General features: G+C 65.7%; 20 protein-coding genes. 9 read left to right on the top strand and 11 right to left on the bottom strand.

The features are described 5' to 3' along the window. Positions 1–5: 5 nt before the first annotated feature. Genes DMX06_RS11750 through DMX06_RS11740 form a run of 3 tightly spaced genes read right to left on the bottom strand, consistent with a single transcriptional unit; the run spans position 6 to position 3,525 of the window. On the bottom strand, positions 6–779 hold the full coding sequence (locus DMX06_RS11750; protein ID WP_110737175.1) for an EboA domain-containing protein: 774 nt from the start codon (positions 777–779) through the stop codon (positions 6–8). Continuing rightward, a complete protein-coding gene (locus DMX06_RS11745; protein ID WP_375538096.1) occupies positions 776–1,645 on the bottom strand; it encodes a UbiA family prenyltransferase in 870 nt (289 codons plus the stop codon). The genes DMX06_RS11750 and DMX06_RS11745 overlap by 4 nt, the downstream gene beginning before the upstream one ends. 5 nt (positions 1,646–1,650) lie before the next feature. Further along, positions 1,651–3,525, bottom strand: coding sequence for a 3-dehydroquinate synthase (locus DMX06_RS11740; RefSeq protein ID WP_110737171.1), 1,875 nt, complete (start codon positions 3,523–3,525; stop codon positions 1,651–1,653). A gap of 599 nt (positions 3,526–4,124) precedes the next feature. On the opposite strand from DMX06_RS11740, the gene DMX06_RS11735 reads away from it, so the two are divergent. Together DMX06_RS11735 and DMX06_RS11730 are read left to right on the top strand one after the other, a co-directional pair. Further along, the gene (locus DMX06_RS11735; protein WP_110737169.1) at positions 4,125–5,327 is read left to right on the top strand and encodes a DUF3142 domain-containing protein; all 1,203 of its coding nucleotides are present in this window, start codon (positions 4,125–4,127) and stop codon (positions 5,325–5,327) included. Next, a complete protein-coding gene (locus DMX06_RS11730) occupies positions 5,314–7,461 on the top strand; it encodes a hypothetical protein (RefSeq protein WP_110737167.1) in 2,148 nt (715 codons plus the stop codon). The genes DMX06_RS11735 and DMX06_RS11730 overlap by 14 nt, the downstream gene beginning before the upstream one ends. Before the next feature lie 43 nt (positions 7,462–7,504). Here the strand turns inward: DMX06_RS11730 and DMX06_RS11725 are convergent, their stop codons facing one another. The 6 genes from DMX06_RS11725 to DMX06_RS11700 are packed head-to-tail and all read right to left on the bottom strand — an operon-like array spanning position 7,505 to position 13,721. Then, positions 7,505–9,046: an ABC transporter substrate-binding protein gene (locus tag DMX06_RS11725; RefSeq protein ID WP_110737164.1), complete on the bottom strand. Its 1,542-nt coding sequence runs from the start codon at positions 9,044–9,046 to the stop codon at positions 7,505–7,507. Between the two features lie 34 nt (positions 9,047–9,080). Next, the gene (locus DMX06_RS11720) at positions 9,081–10,055 is read right to left on the bottom strand and encodes an ABC transporter ATP-binding protein (RefSeq protein ID WP_110737162.1); all 975 of its coding nucleotides are present in this window, start codon (positions 10,053–10,055) and stop codon (positions 9,081–9,083) included. Then, complete coding sequence (locus DMX06_RS11715; RefSeq protein WP_110737160.1) at positions 10,052–11,038, bottom strand: ABC transporter ATP-binding protein; 987 nt, start codon at positions 11,036–11,038, stop codon at positions 10,052–10,054. Before DMX06_RS11715 ends, DMX06_RS11720 begins: the two co-directional genes overlap by 4 nt. Continuing rightward, the gene (locus tag DMX06_RS11710; protein WP_110737158.1) at positions 11,035–11,883 is read right to left on the bottom strand and encodes an ABC transporter permease; all 849 of its coding nucleotides are present in this window, start codon (positions 11,881–11,883) and stop codon (positions 11,035–11,037) included. Before DMX06_RS11710 ends, DMX06_RS11715 begins: the two co-directional genes overlap by 4 nt. Beyond that, positions 11,880–12,827 carry an ABC transporter permease gene (locus DMX06_RS11705; RefSeq protein WP_110737156.1) on the bottom strand — a complete coding sequence of 316 codons (948 nt, stop codon included), beginning with the start codon at positions 12,825–12,827 and terminating at the stop codon, positions 11,880–11,882. The genes DMX06_RS11710 and DMX06_RS11705 overlap by 4 nt, the downstream gene beginning before the upstream one ends. Before the next feature lie 3 nt (positions 12,828–12,830). Further along, on the bottom strand, positions 12,831–13,721 hold the full coding sequence (locus DMX06_RS11700) for a proline iminopeptidase-family hydrolase (RefSeq protein ID WP_110737154.1): 891 nt from the start codon (positions 13,719–13,721) through the stop codon (positions 12,831–12,833). A 172-nt stretch (positions 13,722–13,893) separates the two neighbouring features. On the opposite strand from DMX06_RS11700, the gene DMX06_RS11695 reads away from it, so the two are divergent. The 4 genes from DMX06_RS11695 to DMX06_RS11680 all read left to right on the top strand — a co-directional run bounded on the left by DMX06_RS11695 (position 13,894) and on the right by DMX06_RS11680 (position 16,907). Continuing rightward, on the top strand, positions 13,894–14,655 hold the full coding sequence (locus DMX06_RS11695) for a LuxR family transcriptional regulator (RefSeq protein WP_110737152.1): 762 nt from the start codon (positions 13,894–13,896) through the stop codon (positions 14,653–14,655). A 98-nt stretch (positions 14,656–14,753) separates the two neighbouring features. After that, the gene (locus DMX06_RS11690) at positions 14,754–15,653 is read left to right on the top strand and encodes a proline iminopeptidase-family hydrolase (RefSeq protein WP_110737150.1); all 900 of its coding nucleotides are present in this window, start codon (positions 14,754–14,756) and stop codon (positions 15,651–15,653) included. A 171-nt stretch (positions 15,654–15,824) separates the two neighbouring features. Beyond that, positions 15,825–16,247: a PA0061/PA0062 family lipoprotein gene (locus tag DMX06_RS11685; protein WP_110737148.1), complete on the top strand. Its 423-nt coding sequence runs from the start codon at positions 15,825–15,827 to the stop codon at positions 16,245–16,247. A gap of 42 nt (positions 16,248–16,289) precedes the next feature. Further along, a complete protein-coding gene (locus tag DMX06_RS11680) occupies positions 16,290–16,907 on the top strand; it encodes a dTMP kinase (RefSeq protein ID WP_110737146.1) in 618 nt (205 codons plus the stop codon). Here DMX06_RS11680 and DMX06_RS11675 read toward each other — a convergent pair whose 3' ends face one another. After that, positions 16,908–17,798, bottom strand: coding sequence for a LysR family transcriptional regulator (locus tag DMX06_RS11675; protein ID WP_110737145.1), 891 nt, complete (start codon positions 17,796–17,798; stop codon positions 16,908–16,910). 106 nt (positions 17,799–17,904) lie between these two features. On the opposite strand from DMX06_RS11675, the gene DMX06_RS11670 reads away from it, so the two are divergent. Together DMX06_RS11670 and DMX06_RS11665 are read left to right on the top strand one after the other, a co-directional pair. After that, complete coding sequence (locus DMX06_RS11670; protein ID WP_110737143.1) at positions 17,905–18,912, top strand: zinc-binding alcohol dehydrogenase family protein; 1,008 nt, start codon at positions 17,905–17,907, stop codon at positions 18,910–18,912. Between the two features lie 64 nt (positions 18,913–18,976). Next, positions 18,977–19,303 carry a putative quinol monooxygenase gene (locus DMX06_RS11665; protein ID WP_258378842.1) on the top strand — a complete coding sequence of 109 codons (327 nt, stop codon included), beginning with the start codon at positions 18,977–18,979 and terminating at the stop codon, positions 19,301–19,303. Between the two features lie 14 nt (positions 19,304–19,317). Here the strand turns inward: DMX06_RS11665 and DMX06_RS11660 are convergent, their stop codons facing one another. Next, positions 19,318–20,088 (bottom strand): SDR family NAD(P)-dependent oxidoreductase, encoded by a 771-nt coding sequence (locus tag DMX06_RS11660; protein ID WP_110737140.1) that lies wholly within the window; start codon positions 20,086–20,088, stop codon positions 19,318–19,320. Between the two features lie 108 nt (positions 20,089–20,196). Here DMX06_RS11660 and DMX06_RS11655 point away from each other — a divergent pair, with 108 nt between their 5' ends. After that, positions 20,197–20,739, top strand: a complete 543-nt coding sequence (locus tag DMX06_RS11655) for a chalcone isomerase family protein (RefSeq protein ID WP_110737138.1) — start codon at positions 20,197–20,199, stop codon at positions 20,737–20,739.

Below are 20,739 nucleotides of genomic sequence, written 5' to 3'. Positions count from 1 at the left end.
GGGCATCAGCTTGCGTGGTGGTCGGCCAGGTGGTCGTGCCACGCTGGCGGCAGGCGTTGTTGCAGGGCCAGCCCGAGCAGGCGCTGGCGTTGCGCCGGGCTGAGCAGGTCGAAGGCGATGGCCAGGTGCAACCCAGGCGATACCGTGCGTGCTGCCGCGAGCTGCTCATCCAGCAGGTCCAGGGCCAGCTGGTTGAGCGGGACGCCATGGCGCTGCGCCAGACCGACCAGTCGCCGTACATCGAGCCCCATGCCAAGCGCCTTGAGCACCAGCTGGTGGAAGGCTCGCTCCGGGTAGTGGCGGGACGGGTAGGGGGTGTCCAGGGCGAGGGCGGCGAACACCTCGCTGTTGCTGGTACGCCCGGCCTGCAAGGCCAACGGCACGCACAGCCCCGAGCTGTCGATCCAGTCGAGGGCCTTGAGCAGGGCGACCTTTTCCTGGTCGTCGCCCCACAGGAACAATTGGCGCAGCAAGGGCAACTGAGCGGCCTGGGGCTGCTCCCCGAGGACCTGGGCCAGCAGCAAGGCGCGCGCCAGTTGCAACTGGCTCCACCCGTTATCGTCGAGCATGGCCCGCTCGCGAATACGCCGCTTGCACTGGCTGCTCAGCAGCGCTGTGGTGTTGACATCCGGCGACTGCCCGAGGCGCTCCTGGGCCTCATTCCACCAATGCAGCTCGGTCGGCTCGAGCTGCGCGGCCAGGGCCTGGTGCCGTGCTGCCAGGTCGTCATGGCGCATCTCGAGCGCCGCCGTTGTCGAGGTAGCGATATCACTGTTCATGTCGGTTTGATCCAGCGCTGTAGGTGTGGAAGCAGGAAGAACACCAGGACACACAGCAGGCTGCCCAGGGGCTGGTCGGCGACCGCCAGCACCAGGGCATCGAACAGCGGCAGGGCCGCCAGCCCCGCGCCGATGAAGGCGCGCACCTGCCGCCGACGCGGGTCGGCCAGGTGCAGCCAGTAGTGCCAGCCCAGCCAGCCCAGCCACAGCAGCAGCACCGGCCAGAACCACAGGGTGTCGGCGTAGGCCGCCAGGGCCAGCGGGCTCAGCATCAGCACCAGGGGCAGGCGGCTGAGCAGTTGGTTGAGGTGCTCCTGGCGCGCCAGGTAGGTCAGGCCGCTGATGTACACGCCAAGCAGCAAGGCGCACAGCCAGATGGGCCGGGCCGGCATCGCCAGGCTGGCCGCCGCGGTGAGGTAGAGCGCCGAGCGGCAGGCGCCCATCAGCCAGACGCTGTGGGCGTATTTCTTGTGCAGCAGGTTGTAGCCGAGGATGCAGCCCACCAGCAGGGTGACGCCGGCCAGCAGCCACTGGGGCTGCTCGATCAGCCGGCTCAGCCCCAGGGCCGCGGCTGCCGCCAGCAGCAATGCCAGCCAGGTGGCCAGGCGCACCTGCCGACGGCTGACCAGGCCCAGGGTGATAGGCCTTGGGTTGTGATGCTGCTGGTCCCAGTCGGCGTCCAGCAGGTCGTTTAGCAACATGCCGGCCAGGTACAGCAGCGACAGCATGGCCAGCAGCAGGATCCACACCAGCGACGAGGGCGGTGCCAGGGCACCGGCGCTGCTGGCCAACAGTGCGGCGGCCAGGGTGTTGGTCCATACCGTCGGCAGGTTGGAAACGCGGCCGACGGTCATCCAGGTCTTCATCTGGCTCATTGCGCACAGCCCTCGCCGAGGGCCAGCGAATGGCCGCGATAACCGGCAAGGCGCAGCAGCGCCTGTTCCATCAGGCCGTCGTCGATCTCGTGCAGGTCGACCGAGGCGCCGATGCCGCTGAGCATGGGGATGGAGAGCTGGCCGCCCAGGTGCTGGCGAAACTCCTCGAGCCCCAGCAGCACCCGCGAACGTCCCTGGTCATCCTTCAGGTTCAGCTCCGGCGGGCACAGGTTGAAGCCGAGCCTGAGCAACAGGCCCAAGATCCGCTCGCTGTCGAAATCGCTCAACAGCCCCAGGGCATTGGCGTACAACCCGTCCAGAGCCATGCCCACCGCCACGGCCTCACCATGGCGCAGGCGGTGCTGGCTGAGATTCTCCAGCCGATGCGCCGCCCAGTGGCCGTAGTCCAGCGGGCGGCCATTGCCGCGTTCGAAAGGATCGCCGGCGCCGGTGATATGCCCCAGGTGCAGCTCGGCGCAACGGCGGATGGCATGGCGGCTGGCCGGGTGGTCGAAGCGGGCGAGAGCGTCGGCCTGGCGCTCCATCCATTCGAAGAAGGCGCGGTCCTTGATCAGCGCCACCTTGACCGCCTCGGCGAGCCCTGCGATCTGGTCGCGGTGACCCAGGGTGGTCAGCAACTGGAAGTCGTTGATCACTGCGGTGGCGGGGTAGAAAGCACCCAGCACGTTTTTCTGGCCGAAGGCATTGATGCCGTTCTTTACCCCGATGCCGGCGTCGTTCTGGGCCAGCACCGTACTTGGCAGGCGAATCAGGCGCATGCCGCGGTGGAAGGTGGCGCAGGCGTAGCCCACCGCGTCCAGCACCGCGCCACCGCCCAGGGCCAGGACGCAGCAGTGGCGGTCCAGAGCATGGGCCAGCATGTCTGCATACAGCTGCTGCAGCACCTGTGCGTCCTTGCTCAGCTCGCCGGCCGGCACGGCGATCGGCGCCGCTTTCAGGTTCAGGTCGGCGTCATGGGCGGCGAAGTACGCGTCGATCTGGCCCGGCAGGTGCGGTGCGCAGCGCAGCAGCTGCTCATCGGCGAAGATCAGCACCGTCACCCGGCCAGTGTGCTGGGCGGTGAGCTGGCGATGCAGGCAGGGGTTGAGCGGATCGAACAGGTGGTCGGTGAACAGCACCGGATAGTCGTAGCTGACCGTGAAGCGTCCGCGCAGTGGCCGTGACGGTTCGCGCCGGCGCAAGGCCTTGAGCAGGCTGTACCCGGCAATGAACAGGCCGGGCAGGATCATGCTGGCAAGAATCGTCACCAGCAGTGCGTTTTGCTCGACGAGGAAGCTGCCGATGGCGCTGTAGGCCAAAGCCAGGCCCGCGTTGGCCAAGGTGGTGACCAGCATGAAGGCGCGCAACGGATAGCGCTGCATGCCGGCGGCCACCACCGAGGTCTCCGCCAGCACCGGTACGCCGCGCAGGCAGGCCAGCGACAGCGTGCCCAGGCGGTACGCCAGTTGCCCCGGCTGGCGCTGGTGCAGACCTAAGCGGTTGGACAACACCCGCAGATATCCGGCACCCAACGCGTAGCCCAGCCCGGCGCCCAGGCACAGGCCGATGAAGATTGTCAGGTAGCCGCCGACACTGCCCAGGGTGGCCACAGCCAGTAGCGCCACCATGCTCGAGGGCACGGGCAGCACCACGTCCAGGGCCAGCAAGGCGATCAGCAGCAGCGCCAGCTTGAGCATCTGGCCAGGCGTCGAAGGGCGGTACAGGTCGAGATGGGTGAGGAAACCCTGGATCTGCTGTTCGAACAACAGGAAACTGGCGATCACCAGGCCAGAGAAGCACAGCAGTGACAACCAGAAGTGTGCGGCCGGCCCTTTTTCAAAGAGCGCGCGATAGCCATGGCTGCGCTTCATCAAGCGTCCCTCTTGTTGTTTTGACTGAGTTCCGTTTCAGCAGTAACACGCAGTGGCGGGCGTCGCCCGGAAGAATAATGCCTCCTGTTCTTGGGGGAGGTCGTTTTGTATTTATAGTGTCGGCAAAGACAATCACAAAACTAGCCGGTCGCTTCGCTTTTGCAAGGGCGAAAGGTCCGTAATCATTAGATGAAACGCTAGGTGTTCGCCGCGACGTTAGAAGTTTTGTGAATTATTGGTTTTGATTAAATATTTTTGATTAATTACATTTTCAGGCCTTCGGTGAAGTGACCTGATTACTAATGAGAATCGTTAGTTTCAAGTAAGTGATCGCGCCAGCGCCCAGTAATACGCCATCATCCGTCTTCGCTGGATAATTTATAAAAGTTAAATATTGCATATATAGGTAGGCCTCGTCTTTAAGCAGCAAAGACCTGCAGAAACCTTTGGGCAGCGCCACCACGGCTACCGAGTGCCGCCAAGGGAAACATTTGTACTCCTCCTGGTTTGACGCTTTGTGCGGGGTGTTCGCCGGATGTAGCGTTGAGGTAAAATTTCCACTTGTTTCCGGCGCTCAACCCCGTCAGACAAAGGACTGTATGCCCGCTATCCCACCGCTGCGCCGCCTGCTTGCATGTGCCGTTCTCGTAACGCTCACCGGCTGCCAGCCCGAGCCTGCTCCGCCCCTCGACCAGCAACTCTACATCTGGCAACGCCAGTGGCGGCCGGCCCATGAACAGGCCCTGGCCGAAAGCCGTGCCGACTTCTCGACCCTGCGTGTGCTGGCCTTGCAGGCTCAGCCCAAGGCCGGCTGGAGCAAGGCGCTGGTCGACCTGCCACGGCTCAAGGCCGACGGCCGCCCGGTGATCGCCGTCGTACGCCTGGATGGTCAGTTGCCCGCGCTCGACCTGCAGGCGGCCGGTACCCATATCGCCCAATTGCTGGCCGACTGGCAGGCTGCCGGCGTGAACCCGAGTGGACTCGAGATCGACCATGACAGCGGTAGCGCCCGCCTGCCGGGCTACACCGAATTCCTCCTGAAACTGCGCGAGCAACTGCCACCGGGCCTGAAACTGAGCATCACCGCGCTGCCCGCCTGGCTCGACAGCCCGCAGCTGCCGGCGCTGTTGCAGGCGGTGGACAGCAGCGTGCTGCAGGTGCACGCGGTGAGCGATCCGCGTCGAGGCCTGTTCGATCCGCTCCAGGCGCAAACCTGGGCCGAGCGCTGGGGGCGCGTCAGCGACAGACCGTTCTATCTGGCCTTGCCCGCTTATGGCGTCGCGCTGCTGGCGGATACCGGCGGCGCACCGATGGTGGAAAGCGAAGCCCCGTTGAACCGTGCCGGCGAGCGCCGCGAGCTGCTGGCCGACCCGCAGCAACTGGCGGACCTGGGCAGGCAACTGCGGAACAAGCCTCCCGCGAACCTGGCCGGGCTGATCTGGTTCCGACTGCCGTTGCCCGGCGACCGTCGGGCCTGGAGCCTGGTCACCCTGAAGGCCGTGGCGCGCGGCGACGCGCTTGTCAGTGAGTGGCGGGTCGAGCTGTCCGGGCAGGCCGGACTCTACGACATCAGCCTGGCCAACGTCGGCAATCTCGACCTGCCGGTGCCCGCAAGGGTGGAACTGAACGTTGAATCCTGCGATGCCGCGGACGGGCTGAATGGCTACCGCCTGCAGCAATCCCCGCAACACCTCGTCTTCAACCGCCAGTCCAGCGTGCGTGTGGCCGCTGGCGGCCGGCGCGTCCTCGGTTGGGCGCGCTGCCATGGAATCGATCAAGGAGCATGGAATGTCTACCCCTGACTGGACCCGGCACCTGCTGTGCCTGTCCCTGAGCGTGCCGGTCGGTACGGCGCTGGCCTGTGGTCCGGACTTCCCGATGCGCCTGCTGGACGACCGGGCGCAAACCCTGGCCGAGCTGCCGGAGGGCAATTTCGGCTTCGAGGTGAATCGCCTCGGCGAGCAGTTGGCGGGTCTCAAGCCCACCACCGAGATGACCCTGACACCTTACTGGGACAGCGACGACAACGACCGACCTTACCGTGAGCAGCGCAGCCATATCGAGGCCAGCGAGTTGCCGGAATCGCTGCGCGAGAAGGTCGCGCAACTGCGTGCCCTGGACGATCCGCAACAAGTCCTGGAGCAGGGCGCCGAACTGCCGGATGAACTGCGTCTGTACATTGCCGGCGCAGTCGCCTTCGATGCCGGCGATCACGCCCTGGCGGCGGACTATTTCACCAAGGTGCTGGCCCTGCCTGCCGAACAACGCAAGCTGCGCAGCACCTGGGCGGCCTACTCGCTGGGGCGGTCCTTGATGGCCCAGAGCTTCGAGGCCAGTGATGATCCGCAACAGACGCCACAGGCCCTGCAAGCCCAGGCGCGCGAGGCCTTCCTCCAGGCCCGCACGCTCAGTGCCGAAGGTTTCAGCGACCCGTTGGAACTGGGGGTGGCCAGCCTTGGCGAGGAGGCTCGCCTGGCCAAGCTCGCCGGCGACTGGAACAGCGCCATCCAGTTGTATGCCAGCCAGAGCCGGCTGGGCTCGGGCAGCGGCTACAGCTCGCTCAGGCAGCTTGCCAACGAACTGGTGAACCTGCCGGATGAACAGCTGAAGACGCAGCTGGCAAAGCCGATGCCGCGCAAGCTGCTCACTGCTTATCTGCTCAGCCATGTCGGCTGGGACTACGACGGCCAGCCGCCAACCCAGGCCCGGCGCCTGCCCGCGTTTCTGCAGGCCAGTGTCGGCGACAAGCTCGAAGACGCCGACCGCCTGGCTGCGTTGACCTACCAGCAAGGCAACTATGCCGCGACCAGAAGCTATCTGCAGCAGGCTGGCGATACCGGCCTTGCCTGGTGGCTGCGCGCCAAGCTGGCCCTGCGCGACGGCGACAAGGCCCAGGCCGCGGCTGCCTATGCCAAGGCCGCCGCGGCGTTCCCCCGCGAGGAATCGTGGGGCTCGCGACAGACGCCTGATTGGGACTACGAAAGCGTGAAACCCGGCTGCCGGGTCGAAGGCGAGGGCGCGATCCTGGCCCTTGAGCGCGGCGACTACCTGCAGGCCTTCGACCTGCTGTACCGCAGCCAGGAGATCTACTGGCAGGACACGGCCAGCGTGGCCGACCGCGTGCTGACCCTGGATGAGCTCAAAGGCTACGTCGATGCCCATGTGCCGGCACCGCCAGCGCCCAAGGCCGAGGAGGGCGGCTATGTGCCGCGGCCGGTGGCGACGCAGCTGCGCGAGCTGCTGGGCCGACGCCTGCTGCGCGAAGGGCGCTACGACGAAGCGCCCGGCTACTTCGCCACGCCGCAGTTGCAGGCCGACGCCAAGGCCTACGGCGAGCACCGCCAGGACGCCGTCTCGCGCTGGACGCCCACCGGCCGCGCCGAGGCGCTGTATGCCGCGGCGACCTTGGCGCGCACCGCGGGCATGGAAATCCTCGGTTATGAAATGGCGCCCGACTATGCCTGGCTGGGCGGCAGCTTCAGCCTGGGCAGCGACGAACTGCAGCCGGGGCCGTTCATTGGCGCCGGTGAGATGCAGCGTCAGCAGGCGAGCGAAGCCAAGCCCGACCAGCGTTACCACTACCGCTATGTCGCCGCCGACCTGGCCAACCAGGCCGCTGACCAGCTGCCACACAGCAGCCAGGCCTTCGCCGCGGTGTTGTGCACGGCGGCCGGATGGGTGCCCGGCAGCGAACAGGAAAGCGCGCTGTACAGGCGTTACGTGCAGCAAGGGCCGTTCGTGCAATGGGCGGAGGATTTCGGCAAGCAGTGCGAGGCACCCCGGTTCGACCAGGCCAACAAGCGCTACCTGACCGAGAAGCTGGATAGTGTGCGAACGGCGTTGCGGCCGTACAAGGCGCAGGTACTGCCGGTGGGGTTGGTGGTGCTGGCGGGGGTTGCCTGGGCGTGGATGCGGCGGCGCAAGGCGAAGGGCTGAGATGAGGTCGAGCGCCGCGAGGGCGGCGCTCGATCCACCGCCGTCAGTTTTGCGCGGTCTTTTGACCGGCTTCCAGCTTCACCGTCTCCTCCAGGGTGAAACGCCCCAGCGGGTTCTGCAGGAAGTTCTGGATATTGCTGCGCGAGATGTTGATGTACGGGCTGTAGTACAGGTCGATCCAGTGCACGTCCTGCTTGGCCAGTTTCTGCAGGTCCTCATACATCTGCTTGCGCTTGACCGGATCGGTTTCCACTCGTGCCGCGGCCACCAGGTTCTTGACCTTGTCGTTGTGGTAGCGGGTCATGTAGTTCTGGTTGGTGTCGTGGCCCAGCACGAAGGTGGTCTTCTGGTCCGGGTCGAGCACGTCGTTGGTCCAGTACATCACCGACAGGTCGTAGTCGCCGTCGACCAGCATCTGCCAGCTCTGGGTCGGGTCGACCTTCTGCAGGTTGGCAGTGATGCCGACATCGGCCAGCTGCTTCTGCACCAGCACGGCGATCTGCTCGTCGGCCTCGTTGCCGGCGTTGACCACATAGTTGACCTTCAGTCCCTCGGCGCCGGCCTTCTTCAGCAGCTCGCGGGCCTTGGCCGGGTCGAACGGACGCTGCGGGTTGTTGGCGTTGTGGTAGAGCGCGCCCTTGGGAATGTACGAGTAGGCCATTTCGCCGTGGCCGAAGGTGACCGTGTCCACCAGCGCCTTCTTGTCGATCGCCAGGTCGATCGCCTCGCGCACTTGCTGTTTGCCCAGCAGGCCCTTGGAGTGGTTGATCAGCAGGTGGTCTTCACGGGTCGAGGGGTCGATATGGATGGTGATCTTCTTGTCCTTCTGCAACTCGTCCACCTGGGTGAACGGCACAAAGATCGCCGAGTCCAGTTCGCCGGCCTGGACCTTCATCATGCGCGTGCGATCATCCGGGATGGAGATCCACTCCACGCCATCCAGGCTGACCTTGTCGGCCTGCCAGAACTCCGGGTTCTTCTCCAGGATCACACGGTCGCCCCGCAGCCATTCCTTGAGTTTGAAGGCCCCGGACACCACCGGGTTCTGTGCGTATTCCTCCTCGCCGAGCTTGTCCATGGCCTTTTTCGACAGGATCGAAATGTTGGCGGTGGCGAGCTGGGCCAGGAACGGCACCGACTTGCTGTGCAGGGTCACCACCAGGGTATGCGGGTCGGCGGCCTTGGCGGTGTCGATGATCTTGTACGAGTCGGCCCAGAGCGAACCCGGGTTATCGCGGATACGCAGCAGGGAGAAGGCCGCGTCTTCGGCGGTGATTGGCGAGCCGTCGGAGAACTTGGCGTTGCGCATCTTGAAGGTGTAGGTCAGGCCGTCGTCCGAGACCTTCCAGCTTTCGGCCAGGCCCGGCACCAGTTGGGTGCCGCTGTTGTCGACGCGGATCAGCACGTCATAGACGTTGGCGAACACCCAGCTGTCGCGGTTCTGCGCGCTCTTGATCGGGTCGAAGGTGGTGCTTTCCTCACGGCAGCCGATGGTCAGCACGCCGGCTGCCTGGGCCATGCCGCTGGCCAGGGTGCTGGCGGCCAGTATGGCGGCGGTGAGAAGTTTCAATGCGGCGGGTTTCATGCTCAAGCTCCGTTTGATGGTCATGGTGGTGATGTCAGCAGGGCAGTTGCGGATGCACGCAGGCGTGGCGCCGGGCGCCCTGGATATGCTCGGGTGGCGCGGTTTCAGCGCAGCCGGGCAGCGCGTGCCGGCAACGGGGATGGAAGGCGCAGCCGGAGGGCAGGTTCAGCGGGCTCGGCGGCTCGCCGGCCAGCGGGTCCTGCGGCAGGCGCCGGGCCGGGTCGATGTCGGCGATGGACTGGATCAGCGCGGCGGTGTAGGGGTGGCGCGGGGCGGTAAAGACCTCATGCACCGGGCCTTCCTCGACGATCTGCCCCAGGTACATCACCGCCACCCGGTCGCACAGGCGGCGCACCACCCCCAGGTCGTGGGTGATGAACAGCAGCGCCAGGCCCATGCGCTCGCGCAGTTCCAGCAGCAGGTTGATGATCTGCCCCTGGATCGACACGTCCAGCGCGGCGACGCATTCGTCGGCGACAATCAGCCGGGGCTCGACGGCCAGCGCCCGGGCGATGCCGACCCGCTGGCACTGGCCACCGCTCAGCGAGCCAGGCCTGCGTTCGGCCAACTCGGCGCGCAGGCCGACCAGCTCGAGCAGTTCGCCGACCCGGGTCGGGATCTGCGCGGCGGGCACCTTGCGCTGCACCTGCAGCACCTCGGCGAGGATCTGGCCGATGCGCTGGCGGGGATTGAGCGCGCTGTACGGGTCCTGGAAGATCATCGCGGTCTCGCGGCGCAGGCGGGCGATATCCGCCGGGTTGCCCGGGTTCATGTCGGTGCCGTCGAACAGCACCTGGCCGCCGCAGCTCGGGGTGAGCTGGAGGATGGCCCGGGCCAGGGTGCTCTTGCCGCAGCCCGACTCGCCCACCAGGCCGAGGGTCTGGCCGGCAGCGAGATTCAGCGAGGCGCCGTTGACCGCGCTGACCTTGCGCGGGCGCAGGTTGAACAGGCCGCTGCCGGCGGCGGGAAACTGCACCTGCAGGTCCTTGACCTGCAACAACGTGGTCATGACAGGCCTCCGGCCAGCAGCGGGACATGGCAGGCCAGGCGGTGGCCGGGGCTTGCTTCCAGCAGTTCGGGCAACTGTTGCCGGCAGACAGGCATGGCCTGGGGGCAACGCGATTCGAAACGGCAGCCTGCCGGCAAGTCATCGAGCAGCGGCGGCTGCCCGGCGATGGTGGTCATGCGCCGTACCTCGGGCTGCGCCGCCGGATGACAGGCCAGCAGCCCGGCACTGTAGGGGTGTCGAGGCCGGGCCAGCATCTGGTGCTTGGCGCCGTGTTCGCAGAGGCGCCCGGCGTACATCACGGCGATGCTGTCGCAGGTCTGCGCCACCACGCCGAGGTCGTGGCTGATCAGGATCATCGACAGGCCGCGGCGGTCGCGCAGCTCCAGCAGCAGGCGCAGGATCTGCGCCTGCACGGTGACATCCAGGGCCGTGGTCGGCTCGTCGGCGATAAGCACCCGAGGGTTGCAGCCCAGGGCCACGGCGATCATCGCCCGTTGGCGCATGCCGCCGGAGAACTCGTGGGGGTAGTTGTCGACCCGGGATTTCGGGTCGGGAATACCGACCTGGCGCAGCACTTCGATGGCTTCGGTTCGTGCCTCGCGACGCGAAGCTCCCTGGTGCAGGCGTATACCTTCGGCGATCTGCTCGCCGATACGCATCAGCGGGTCCAGGTGGCTGCTGGGGTTCTGGAAGATCATCCCCAGCTCGCGGCCACGCAGGCGGCGCATTCCGGCCTCGTCCAGCCGCAGTAAATTGTGCTCCGCCAGGCGCACGGCCTGGCCTTCGACCCGCAGGTTCGGCGCCGGCAGCAGGCGCATCAGGCCCCGGCAGGCCAGGGTCTTGCCCGAGCCGCTTTCGCCGACCAGGCCGAGAATTTCGCCTTCGCCGAGGTCGAAGGACAGCCGATCGACCAGGGTGATATCCCGTTGGCCGGCGCGGGCGATGACGCTCAGCCCGCGGACCTGGAGCAGCGGCGTGTTCATGAGCGGTCTCCCAGGGGTTCGGCGACGCCGTCGGCCAGCAGGCTGAAGCCCATGGCCAGGGTTACCACCGCCAGGCCCGGGAAGGTGCAGATCCACCAGGCGCTGGTGATGAAGCTCTGGCCCTCGGCGACCATGGTGCCCCATTCCGGGGTAGGTGGCTGCACGCCAAGGCCCAGGTAGCTGACGGCGGCGCCGTTGAGCAGCACCAGCACGGCGTCCGACATGCAGAACACCACCGAGCCGAACAGCGCGTTGGGCAGCAGGTGGCCGAACAATGTGCGCCGGTGGCTGAAACCCAGGCTCCTGGCGGCCAGGGCGAAGTCGCTCTGCTTGAGCACGAGGATCTGCGAGCGGATCAGCCGCGCATAGGACACCCAGCCGACCAGGGCCATGGCGATATAGAAGCTGCCCAGGCCCGGGCCGAGAATGGCCATGATCGCCAGCATCAGCACCAGGAACGGGAAGGCCAGGACGATGTCGATCAGGCGCATGCAGGCGTTGTCCAGCCAGCCGCCGACGTAACCGGATACCGCGCCGATGCAGGTGCCGAGCAGGAACGGGAAGATCACTCCTATCAAGGCCATCTGCAGGTCGACACGGGCGCCCCAGATCACGCGCGAGAGCACGTCGCGGCCGAAGTTGTCGGTGCCGAAGGGGTGCGCCAGGCTGGGTGCGGCCAGGCGCAGGTCGCCGTTCTGCAGCAGCGGGTCGAACGGCGCGACCCACGGCGCGCACAGCGCCAGCAGGCACCAGCCGAGGACGATGGCCAGGCCGCAGTACAGGGTCAGGCGGCCATTGCCGAGGTTCCAGGCCAGGCGTGCGCGCAGGGCGATGGTGGCGCTCATTGAATCTTCACCCGCGGATCGAGGACGGTGGTCGCCACATCGGCGAGGAAGTTCACCGCCACCGTGGCGCAGGCCAGCACCATGGCCACGCCCTGGACCACCATGTAGTCACGGGTGAAGATGCCGCGCACCAGCAGCTGGCCGACGCCCGGCAGGGAGAACAGGCTCTCGATCACTACCGTGCCGCTGATCAGCCAGCCGATGTTGACCGCCAGCAGGTTGATGGTCGGCACCATGGAGTTGGGCAGGACATGGCGGCGCAGGATCGCCCCTTCGCCCAGGCCCCGGGCACGGGCGGCGGTGACATGGTCGGCCTGCATCTCCAGCAGGATGCTGGCGCGCAGGTTGCGCACCAGCACCGCCGAGAGCGCCAGGGCGATGGTCAGGCAGGGCAGCACCAGGTGGTGCAGCTTGTCGGCCCAGGTGCGGCCATAGCCGGACACCGGGAACAGCCCCCAGTGCACGCTGAACAACAGGATCAGCATCAAGCCCAGCCAGAAGGCTGGCAAACCGAGGCCGGCGGTGGTGAACAGGCGGATCAGGTTGTCGGCCCAGCCGCCCTTGCTGCGGGCGGCGAGAATGGCCAGCGGCACGGCGATCAACAGCGCCAGGGCCACGCTGCCCAGCACCAGCATCAGGGTCGGTTCGATGCGACCGGCGATCAGCGGCAGGGCGTCGACCTTGTACAGCAGCGACTTGCCCAGGTCGCCGTTGAGCAGGTTCTTCAGGAAGTACAGGTACTGCATCCAGATCGGTTCATCGAGGCCGAATTGCGCGCGAATCTTCTGGATCGCGTCCGGGGTGCTGCGCGCGCCCAGCAGCACCCGCGCCGGGTCGCCCGGGATCGAGCGCACCAGCACGAAGGTGATGATGCTGATGCCCAGCAGCACCGGCAGCAGTTGCAACGGACGGATGAGGACGAACCGGTAGCGTGCCAGGCTCATCGATCAACCCCGGTTGCGTTGCAGGAAGTCCAGCAACACCGGGAAATAGGCCTGGGGTTCTTCGTAGAACGGCATATGGCTGCTGTTGGGGAACACGTGCAGCTCGGCGCGCCCATGCAGCGCCACTTTCATGCGCAAGGCGCAGGCCGGGGTCAGTTCGTCGTGCTGGCCGGTGGTGATCAGCACCGGCATGCAGAACGAGCCCATCTGTTCGAGGCGGTTCCAGTCCTTGAGGTTGCCGATATAGAGGAACTCGTTGGGGCCCTGCATGGTGGTGTAGGGGCCCATGTTCCAGTCGCCCAGCGAGCGCTGGATCGGCGCCGGCCATTCATCCAACCGGCAGACATGTCGGTAGTTGAGCAGGGTGATGGCGGCCTGGTACTGCGGGTGGTCGAGGGTACCCATGGCCTCGTGGCGCTGCATCATCGCCACGGTCTCGCTGCCCAAAGCGCCGCGCAGGCGTTCCAGTTCGGTGATCAGGTGCGGGATATCGCCGACGGTGTTCTCGAGAATCAGACTTTTCAGCGACTGCGGGTGATGAATGGCGTACTCGATCGCCAGCCAGCCGCCCCAGGAATGCCCGAGCATGTGCACACGGCCCAGGTCCAGGGCCTGGCGCACCTGCTCGACCTCGGCCACGTAGCGGGTGATGTTCCACAGGCTGTCGTCATTGGGGCGGTCGGAGGCGCCGGTGCCCAGCTGGTCGAAGGCGACCACGCGGATGCCTTTGTCCTTGAGCCAGGCATGGGCGTCGCGCAGGTAGTCGCAGGGCAGCCCCGGCCCGCCATTGAGGCACAGCAGCACCTCGTCCCCTTCACCAAAGCTGTACACCACGAGATTGTGGCCATCGACCGATACGTTGAACTGCTGGTCAGGTTGCATCTCACGCCACATCGCTACTCTCCTGTTGGCCATGGCTTGCAGCTATAACTAGCGCAGGAGATTTCGTCGCCTACAAGCTAGTGTTTCCTATAGGTTTCGTATGGCAGTCCCGCGCCAAGCCGTGGCATTCTACGTGCCGGACTTCGAGATGGAAATCCAAAAGGAATCACAGGGAGTGTCAGGTATGCAGGCCAAGATGGCTGAACTCAATGCCCGTCTGGCGTCGGACAACAGCCTCGACGAACAGATGGACAGCGTTGCCGAGCTGGCGGCGCAACTGGGCTTCGATGCCCTGGTGTACGACTACAGCCCGGTGCCGCTGGATCACGCCGGCGAGCTGATCACCCCGAGCGTGGTCCGGCTGCGCCAGACCCCGAAAGACTGGCAGGACCTGTGGTGCTCCGAGGGCTTCTACCAGATCGACCCGGTGCAGCAGGTGGCCGTGTCCTCCATCGCGCCCTTCGTCTGGTCGTACCTGCCCAAGGGCGAGACCGTCCTGCAACGCCACATCGACCGGCGCCACGCCCCGGTGGTCGGTTACCTGCACGATGCACAGCTGACCTGCGGCGTGACCGTGCCCATCCACCTGCCACGGGGCGGGCTGGCGACCCTGACCGGCCTGCGCCCCCAGGCCAGCCAGCGCGACCTGGACGACGCCCGGGAACACCTGGGCGATTTCAGCCTGATCGCCCATGCCTTGCAGGAGGCGGCCTATCCCTTGCTGGCCAAGGAATCCGCCACCCGTGCCATCCGCCTGACCCGCCGCGAGGTCGAGTGCCTGCGCTGGGCCGCCGAAGGCCTGACGGCGGGGGAGATCGCCGAGAAGCTCAACCGCTCGTTGGCGACGATTTCCCTGCACCTGACCTCGGCCATGCACAAACTGGGGGCGAAAAATCGCGTCCAGGCGGTCGCCCGGGCGGTGCATTACCGCCTGCTCGACCAATGAAGAAACAAAAAAGGTCGAAAACCTAGAGAACTCTCTAGTTATGCCGCGCCACGTGTAGGGTTATTGTGTGCTCCATGATTCGCACGGAGCCGGATGACATGGAACTCACCCAATCGCGTGAAGGTTTTGCCCCTTTCGGCGACTACCAGACCTGGTACCGCGTCACCGGTGACCTGGATTGCGGCCGCACCCCGCTGGTCATCCTGCACGGCGGCCCGGGTTGCACCTTTGATTATGTCGACGCCTACAAGGACGTCGCGGCCGGTGGCTACCCGGTCATTCACTACGACCAGCTGGGCAATGGCCGCTCGACCCACCTGCCGCAGATGCCGGCGTCGTTCTGGACGGTCAAGCTGTTCCTCGAGGAGCTCGACAACCTCCTGGAACACCTGGGTATCAGCGAGCGCTACGCGCTGCTGGGCCAATCCTGGGGCGGCATGCTCGCCAGCGAGCACGCGGTGCGCCAGCCGCGAGGCCTGCGTTGCCTGGTGATCGCCAACTCGCCGGCCGACATGCGCACCTGGGTGCGCGAGGCTAACCGCCTGCGCGAAGAGCTGCCCAAGGAGGTCCAGGACACCCTGTTGCGCCACGAGGCCGTGGGCGACTACACCGCCGCCGACTACATCGCCGCCACCCGGGTGTTCTACGACCGCCACGTGTGCCGGCTCAAACCCTGGCCGGAAGAGGTGGCGCGCACCTTCGCCGAGGTGGAAGCCGACCCGACCGTGTACCACGCCATGACCGGGCCGAACGAGTTCCATATCATCGGCAGCACCAAGGACTGGACCATCGTTGACCGCCTGCCGCAGATCAACGTGCCAAGCCTGCTGATCTCCGGGCGCTATGACGAGGCCACGCCGCTGGTGGTCAAGCCGTACCTGGACCTGATCCCCGGGATCCGCTGGGCGTTGTTCGAGAACTCCAGCCACATGCCTCATGTGGAGGAGCGGGTGGCGTGCATGGGGACGGTGGTGAAGTTCCTCGACGAAAACCTGTAGCCGTTAACGACCGATAGTTTTCCCTTCCTCAGGCCTGTTCGGGTTCACCCCGGCGGGCCTGAGTTTTATCCCTTCCTTGCCGCCGTACCCCTGCCTCGAGCTCGAGCCAGATGATTAACAGCCCGACGCCCCAGCGCTATCCTTTAACCAGACTCCAAAGGATTACTCACCATGCGCCGGCTGCTACTGCTGTTGCTGATCACCGCCATTCCCGGCTGCCAAACCCCACTGCCAGCCGCCAACCCGCAGATGGCCTGGGTCGACCTCTCGCTGCCATTCCCCAACGACCGCGTGCTGCTGGCCGAACGACTGGACAAGCAGCGTCTGGAGGAGGGCCGCTTCTTCCAGGTCACTCCCGGCAGCCATGAGCTGGTCGTCAGGTTCGACTACGAAACGAGCGGTGGTGGCGGGCTGAGCATGATGGGCGGCACCACCGTCCGCCAATGCTATCTGACCCTCGACTACGCCCACTTCCAGGCAGGCCAGCGCTATGTGCTCGAAGCCCGCTCCATGGCCCTCACGCCTGAGGCGAGGCTGTACAATGCCGCCCGCGAGATCGTCGCAGAGATCAGCGAGTTCTACTGCCTGATGTAAGCCCATGTCTGTCGATGAAGGAATCCAATCGTTGTGTGAAGCATGAATCGTTCGCTGTTCATTTCCCTGGACGGGCCAAAAGGCACCGGCAAGACCACGTTGCTGGAGTCCGTCACCCAGGCGCTGAGGGCGGACAACAGGAAAGTGATTCGCATCAGCGAGAAGAAGAGCGATCCCTACCGGGGCGAAACCATGGCCCTGGTCAACCAGTTCGTCAGGAACCCCTGCCGGGATCTGGAGATGAAGGTCTGTGAGCGTCTTGCGCTCAGCCGGGCCTGGATTTCCCAGCATGTGCTGGCCAGGCAGCCCAAGGACAGCATTATCCTGATCGATCGCTGGTACCCGTCCGATGCCGCATTTCGCCGGCTGGTGCCGTTTGCCGAGATCCTGCGGCTGAACATCGAACGCGGCGTGCGGGTGCCGGACCTGCATGTCGGTGTCGTTACCGACCCTGAAATTTCCTGGGTCAGGGCAGCTGCGCGCACGCGTGGCCTGGGCAGTACCGTGATGCATGAGTTGCAGGAGCACGTAGCCTGCACGCAAGCATTCGAGCGAGCGGTTACCGATCACGGCTGGGTGCTGTGCCGAAATGAAGGCACCCTGGAAGCGGCGACGCTGCAGGTGGTAACGGCTATCCAAGGCATGCTGCCGGCAGGCTGATCAGTAGCGCTCGAGGACGGCGAAGTGGCTCGACAACCAGGCGTGCAGCTGTTTTACCGCAGGCGACAACTGCTTGCGGTGCGGGCACACCAGGCTCAGTGGCATGGACGGCCCGGGGTGATCCTGCAACAGCACCACGAGCCGTCCCGCCAGTACATCGTCGCTCACATCCAGCCAGGACTTGTAGGTGATCCCTTCACCCGCCACGGCCCAGCGCCGGGCGATATCGGCATCGTCGCAGAGCAGCGCTCCACGCACCTGCACGGTCTGCTCTCCCAGTTGCCACCTGTCGTAGACCCGGCCCTGCTGCATGTACAGCAGGCACTGGTGCTCGCGCAGGTCCTCGGGGGCTTGCACCGTGCCTTGCCGCGCCAGGTACTCGGGCGCGGCCACCAGCACCTTGCGGTTCCATGGTGCCAGTGGCAGGGCGATGTAGTTGGCGTCGGCGTTCAGGCCGTAGCGGATGGCGATGTCCACAGGCTCGCGGAACAGATCGGCGATCTGGTCGGAGAGAAACAGGCGCAGGTTCAACTGCGGGTGCTCGCGGCGAAACGCCGTTAGCCAGGGCAGCAGCACATTGCGACCCAGGTCGGACGGCGCGGCCACCTGCAACGTTCCGCTTAGCTGGGCGCCTTCCCGCTGCAGGTTGTCCCGCCCGAGCCTGAGGGCTTCCAGGGCGGCCAGGGCCGAGGGCAGGTACTGCTCGCCCTCGGCCGTCAGGCGCAAGCTGCGCGTGGTGCGGGCAAACAGCCGTACATCAAGCTCACGTTCCAGGCGCTTGACCGCCTCGGCCGCCTGGCCGGGCAGCAGGTCGGCTTCGTGGGCGGCCGCGGTAAAGCTGCCTAGCGCTGCACTGCGCACAAAGATGCCCAGGTCGTCGAGACGAATCATTTTCACTCCTACAATGAAAGTGTTCACGGGTACAGCCCGTTTTTCCCGAAGGCCGGATACGCCAGACTGGGTTCACGAATCAAACCATATCCTGCAGCGAGTGCCTATGAAAGCGATCGGTTATACCCAGAATGGCCTGCCCATCGAAGACCCTGCGTCCCTTCAGGACATCGACGTGCCCAGGCCGAATCCAGGGCCCAGGGACCTTCTTGTGGAGGTCAAGGCCGTGTCGGTCAACCCCGTCGATACCAAGGTGCGCGCCGGAACTTTCACGCCTGAGCCGAAAATACTTGGCTGGGATGCGGCCGGTATCGTCCGTGAGGTTGGCCCACAGGTGACACTGTTCAAGCCAGGCGATCAGGTGTACTACGCCGGCTCCATCGCCAGGCCCGGCAGCTACAGCGAATATCACCTGGTCGACGAACGTATCGTCGGTCACCAGCCGCGCAGCCTGGATGCGGCGCAGGCAGCAGCGCTGCCGCTGACGGCCATCACCGCCTGGGAACTGCTGTTCGACCGCTTAGGTTTGGTCGAAGGCGGCGGGGAGGGCGATGCCCTGCTGATCGTCGGCGCCGGCGGCGGTGTCGGCTCGATGCTGGTGCAACTGGCCCGGCAACTGACCCGCCTGACGGTCATCGGCACCGCCTCCCGCGCCGAGACCGCCGACTGGGTACGCGAACTGGGCGCCCATCACGTCATCGACCACAGCGCGCCGCTGACAGGGCAACTGCAGGCCCTGGGGATCGAGTCGGTCAGCCATGTCGCCAGCCTCACACATACCGAGCAGCACTTCGCGCAACTGGTCGAGGTGCTGCGGCCACAAGGTCGCCTGGGGCTGATCGACGACCCGCAGACCCTGGATGCCATGCCGCTCAAGCGCAAGTCGCTGTCGCTGCACTGGGAGCTGATGTTCACCCGCTCGCTGTACCAGACCAACGACATGGTCCGCCAGCACGAGCTGCTCGAGCGGGTGGCCGGGCTGATCGACCAGGGCATCCTGCGCACCACCCTGGGCGAGCATTTCGGCGCCATCAATGCCGCCAACATGCGCCGTGCCCATGCGCTGGTCGAGAGCGGCAAGTCGCGCGGCAAGATCGTTCTGGAAGGCTTCTGAGCCCATCCGAGAGACAACGGCGGGCCGGTCGATCCGGCCCCTTGCGATTGACCAGGAGATTGATGTGAACCCACAAGACCATCCCCTCGTTTCCCTTGCCATCCTCAAGGCCAAGCCAGGCCTGGCAGCGTCGTTGAAAGCAGCCTTGCTGGCCTTGATCGAGCCGACCCGGGCGGAACCCGGCAACCGCGACTACATGCTGTTCGAGCGCAGCGATGAGCTCGGGACGTTCTACATGCGCGAGGCGTTCGACCACCAGCAGGCCCTGGACACGCACCTGGCCACCGACCACTTCCAGCGCTTTGCCGAGCAGGCCGACCAGCTGTTGGCGGAGCCGCTGCAACTGATCTTCCTTGACCCGGTGTCCACCGCCGTCACGCCTCATCCCTGACGAGCACCTGCGGATCACCAGGGAACGGGGCTGCCATCCCAGGCCCAGAACGTACCGGTCTCTGACGGCCCGTGCTGGCCGACGAGTTCGAGGATGCAACTGGCGGCAAACGCGGGCGCGAACAGCTTGTCGATCGGCACATTGCCCTGGAACGGGCGTGAAAGCGGGGTATCGGTGGTCCCAGGGTGCAGGGCCAGGACTGTCGAGGCAGGGTTGAGGCGTTTGAGCTCGATGCTGGCCGTACGCAACAGCTGGTTCAGTGCGGCCTTGCTGGCGCGATAGCTGTACCAGCCGCCCAGGCGGTTGTCGCCGATCGACCCGACCCGCGCCGACAGGGCGGCGAAGGTGACGGGCTGGCGGCGCAGCAACGGCAACAGGTGCTTGAGCAGCAGGACGGGGGCGAAGCAGTTGGTGGCGAAGCTGGCCTGCAACCCCGCCAGATCCAGTTGCGCCAGCGACTTCTCGGCCCGCGCCGGCGGTGCTTGCAGCACACCGAGGGTACACATGACCAGGTTTAGCTGATCGCAGCAGCCACGGACCTGATCTGCCAGTACTTGCAGCGCCTGTTCATCCCGGGCGTCGCAGTCGAGGCGAAGCAAACGGCGGCCATGCTTCTGGACCAGGACATCCAGCTCAGGGCTGCTGGTTGCCCGCCGCGAAACAGCGAGCAGCAGCCCGACGTCATCACGTGCCAACAGCTGCGAGCACAGGGCAAGACCGATGCCCTGGCTGGCGCCGCAGACCAGCACGTTGGCGGGTGTATGAAGATGGGTGATCAGGCTCATTGGACGATCTACCTGATAGGTGCAGTCGACCCTAATATCTATACATGATTTGATTTATCTGTACATAAAACTAGTCTTGTATAAGTTAAGTCTTCCTGCAGATTCGTCATGGCATTCCTTGCGCGCTTGGCCTGTCTCTGCCTGCTGCTGACGTCGATGCCAGTGGCTATTGCGGACTGGCGTGCAGCGCTACCGGCGGCCCGGCAACTAGGCAGTGGCGACTTCACCTGGTTCGGCCTGCGGCTGTACAGCGCACGCTTGTGGACCGAGGGTCCGCGTCATGACTGGAACCAGCCGTTTGCCCTGGAACTGACCTACCACCGCTCATTGTCCCGGGACACGCTGGTGCAAGCCAGCCTCGAAGAGATGCGCCGCCTCGGCGCCGGCAGCGTGACGCCGCAACAGCTCGAAGCCTGGGCCAAGGTACTGCAGGAGGCCTTCGTGGATGTGCGCCCCGGCATGCGCATCACCGGCTTGTACCTACCGGGGCAGGGCGGTCGCTTCTATGTCGATGACCAGCCCACCCGCACCCTTGCCGACCCGGCCTTTGCCCGGGCGTTCTTCGCCATCTGGCTGGACCCGCGGGCCCGGGACGCCCAGTTGCGTCTGCAACTGCTCGGCCTGGCCGGCAAGCCCCGAGGAGGATCATGA

This window comes from Pseudomonas mosselii, from assembly GCF_003205295.1.
GTDB classification, from domain to species: Bacteria; Pseudomonadota; Gammaproteobacteria; order Pseudomonadales; family Pseudomonadaceae; genus Aquipseudomonas; species Aquipseudomonas mosselii_B.
Note: the sequence above shows the minus strand (reverse complement) of the source record. Positions and strands in the feature narration are given on the sequence as shown.